The 3536-nt window shown below is 58.9% G+C and carries 3 protein-coding genes; 2 read left to right on the top strand and 1 reads right to left on the bottom strand.

Annotated elements, in window-relative coordinates:
- Window positions 1–174 precede the first annotated feature (174 nt).
- The gene (locus WCJ41_RS20685; protein ID WP_336907727.1) at window positions 175–1545 is read right to left on the bottom strand and encodes an amidohydrolase family protein; all 1371 of its coding nucleotides are present in this window, start codon (window positions 1543–1545) and stop codon (window positions 175–177) included.
- Between the two features lie 104 nt (window positions 1546–1649).
- Between WCJ41_RS20685 and WCJ41_RS20680 the strand changes: the two genes are divergently transcribed.
- Both WCJ41_RS20680 and WCJ41_RS20675 read left to right on the top strand, forming a co-directional pair.
- Window positions 1650–2150, top strand: a complete 501-nt coding sequence (locus WCJ41_RS20680; RefSeq protein ID WP_336907726.1) for a hypothetical protein — start codon at window positions 1650–1652, stop codon at window positions 2148–2150.
- A 378-nt stretch (window positions 2151–2528) separates the two neighbouring features.
- Complete coding sequence (locus WCJ41_RS20675; RefSeq protein ID WP_336907725.1) at window positions 2529–2993, top strand: BLUF domain-containing protein; 465 nt, start codon at window positions 2529–2531, stop codon at window positions 2991–2993.
- Window positions 2994–3536 lie beyond the last annotated feature (543 nt).

Genomic DNA, 3536 nt, shown 5'->3' with positions numbered 1-3536 from the left:
CAGGCCGTTGTCCCAGATGAAGATGCCGGCGCCAAAGGCGCGCAGCTCGACATCGACCTCGTGGACGCGAGCCGTCCAGCCGCGATGACTAAGCGCGATCGCGGTCACCAGACCGGCGAAACCCGCGCCGGCGATCTCGGCATGCATGCTCGTCGTCCGCCTAGATCCGTATCGTCATTCGGCGGCGGCCAGGTTCTTGCCACCGAGCAGGCCGAGTTCAGCTACTCGCTCCTGGGTGTAGAGATCGCTCCAGTTGATCCAGGATTTGTCGGTGACGAGGTTGGGATCGTAGCCACGCTCGGGGATCTGCATGCGCTTGCCGCCTATATGGACGTGGCGAATCCGCTTCTTATCCTGGAGCAGGGCGATGTTGTCGATGGGCGAGCCCTCGACAGCGATAAAATCGGCTTGGCGACCTGGCGCCAATACACCGAGCTTGTCGCCGCGCGCCAGGAAGCGCGAAGCGACTTCGGTGGCAGACCGTAGCGCCTCGGCCGGCGTAAAGCCGAGATCGCGTACGAAGATTTCAAGCTCGCGCGCGTGCCACTCGCCATAGGGAGTAACGGCAAAGCCACTGTCGGTACCGGTCATCATAGGGATGCCGGCCTTGCGCGCCCGCTGCAGGTTGGAGCAGGCGATCTCGTACTCCCGGAGCGTATTTTCGATGCGGCCTTTGGTGGCGGCACGCTCGTAGGGTTGCGTGAAGTCGATGATGTTGCGCGGGAAAGTCATTGTCGGACCGATGGCGGAACCCGACTTGACCATCGCGTCGAGGCATTCGTCATCGAGATAGTAAGCGTGGAAGATCAGGTCGACGCCGGCACGCGCCGAATATAGTATGGCCTCGCGACCGCGGGCATGAACCACCACCTTGCGGCCGAGGCGCTGGGCCTCGGTTACCATGGTCGTCGTCTCGTCTTGGTTGAAGGCAGCGATCAGCTCACCGTCGGGTCTAGTCTGGAATCCGTCCATGGCAATCTTGATGCAATCGACGCCATTCTTGACCTGGACGCGAATCTCTTCGACCGCCTCGTCCTTGCTGGCGACCAGCCGACCGATCGAGGTATCGGGAGCACCGATCCAGCTAGGATACCAGTCGGTTAGTCCCTGACGCGAAGTGATATAACGGCCGGCCGCGGTGACGCGAGGTCCGTCGAACAGGCCGGCCGTGATGGCATCGCGCACCGACAGGCTGATCTGCCCGGCATCGCCTGGTGAACAGATCGAGGTATAGCCGGCCGCGACCACCTTCTGGGCGAAGAACATGCCGCGCAGTGCACGGAATTCCATCGGCTGATAGAGATCGATGTCCTCCTCGGTCTTGGCATTGCCGTAAGCCAGGTGGACATGCACGTCGATCAGCCCCGGCATGACAAAGAGTGATTCGTAGTTCAGCACCGTCTCGCCGACGGCCACCACCGGGGCACCTTCAGTCGGCCCGACGTAGGTGAGCAGTCCGTTGTCACCGTATACGAGGGTGCCGCCTGTCGAGGCCGCCGTTCGATCACCGGTGAAGAGAGAGCCACACCGCACATGGGTCGTCATGAGACCACCTCCGCTGTCGCCTGCCGCGAGACCCCATCATAAGCCACCTTAGGGGAAAATCGCAAAAATCGGGCCAAGACCAGAGCTGACGAGCGGGATGAACGATGGAGCCTCTTGCAAAACTGCGTTGGCGCGGTGATTTTTCATCCCGAAACGGGGTATCTCGAGGCATCCGCAATCCAAACCCGGCATGGTGTTTGCGCGACAAATCACCACCCGGCCAGGACCTCGAAATGCCTCTGCGCGAGACGCTGTCAAACACTTGGAACCACGTTCAAGGATTTCTTTTCCCGATGCTGCGGCAAGAGTGCGGGCCGCTGACGGAGCGGCACGAACGTCTCGTGATCGTGCTCGAGATCGCCGGCGTCGAGGCCTTTGTCCAAACATGGCATGGCCTGCCGGGGCGTCCGTTGAAGGATCGTCACGCGCTGGCGCGGGTGTCCTTACTCAAAACTCCAAAAGGCCAAGAAAGCATAGAGTTTCCGGCGCCGCAGTCATACCGTCATCGGCATGCTCACGCCTCTGTCCGTCCTCGGCTCCCTGCTCACAGAAGCCGCACGCATCTCTCGCTCGGCAAGGATTGCCCAGAGCCTCATCCTGTATAGCCGTCCTCTGCCGGCAACGTTGCCGCCTTACCGCAGGTCGGCGGTCTGCACCATCGCTACGAGCGGCGAGCAGCCTGACCCGTTTACGGCGACTGAACCTCTACCGCCATCGTACTGCCGGGCGTCGTCGCCGGCCGCTTTTGCGTCGCTCGGAGGTCTGCGCGCCCTGGACCCATGCCGGGAAGCCGCGCCGCAAGAGAACGGCGCGCTCTTCAATTATCGAATATCATCAAGCGTGACCTTCATCGGCACACCAATTTCATGGCCGGATGGCTTTTTTGAGCATGGACACCCCTCGATTTGGAGAACGACACGCATTTTGCTATCTAAGCCAGCGAAGTTCGGGCCTGACCTTCGCGGCATCTGACGAGGCTTTTCATGCCATACCAGCTAGTCTATTCATCTTCGCCGGCAAAAAAGATGCTGCAATCGCATCTATACATCATATTGCGGAACGCCCGCTTAAAGAACAAACGTGCGAACGTTACGGGCTTACTAGTATTTACAGATGGGATTTTTCTTCAGGTTCTCGAAGGCGATGAGAATACTGTAAGAACTATTTTCCAAAAAATTCAGTTAGACACTAGGCACCAGAACATAACCACATTGTTCGAAGGGCATGTAGCAGACAGGGCGTTTCCGAATTGGGAAATGGCATATGCAAGTCCTAGCGCAAGAGACATGGCCAATTGGAGTGGTCTGGATAATGCAACTACAATTCAAGCAATACTTTCAAGTATGAAGAGTAAGCCCGACTTGGCGCCAAAGATATTCGCAGCGGTTATCAAAAACATAGCCGAAACCAAGCAAGAAGCGGATGACCGCCAGCAACCTGTCTGCTGACGCTATGGTGTCTGATTGTCGAGACCTAGCTCTTGCACACGTGCCGAGGCATGTCGCGACCGTTCCGGGTTGAAGCGCCACGCAGGCGAGATCCCGCTTCGCGCCAGTTCCAACGCTGCCGTTCGGGCAAGCTTCGTTCGGTGTTCGTCGAAGCACTTGTCACCTGATCTTCTTTCACGCTGCATCTCGCTAGCGTCCGGCCATGGGGGCGCGGCCGCCGGCCTCATGGGGGAGCGCGTCGGCTGTGCTTACTCAAAATCCCAAGAAGCCGAGAAAGCATAGAGTATTTTGGACAGCCCTTGCGGTGACCGCAATTCTACCGCCGTTGCATCGCCGGGCGTCGTGGCGGTCCGCAATTGCGTCGCTTGGAGGTCGGCGCGCCCAAGACTCATGAAGCGGCGCCGCAAGAGAACGGCGCGCTCTTCAATTATCAAACATCATCAGCCGTGACATTTATCAGCACCCCAATTTCATGGCCGGATGGGTTTTTGAGCATGGACAGCCCTACATCAGCTCGATCTTCGACTTCACGATCAGGTCGCG

It is taken from the genome of Aestuariivirga sp. (genome assembly GCF_037139295.1).
Classification (GTDB): Bacteria; Pseudomonadota; Alphaproteobacteria; order Rhizobiales; family Aestuariivirgaceae; genus Aestuariivirga.
Note: the sequence above shows the minus strand (reverse complement) of the source record. Positions and strands in the feature narration are given on the sequence as shown.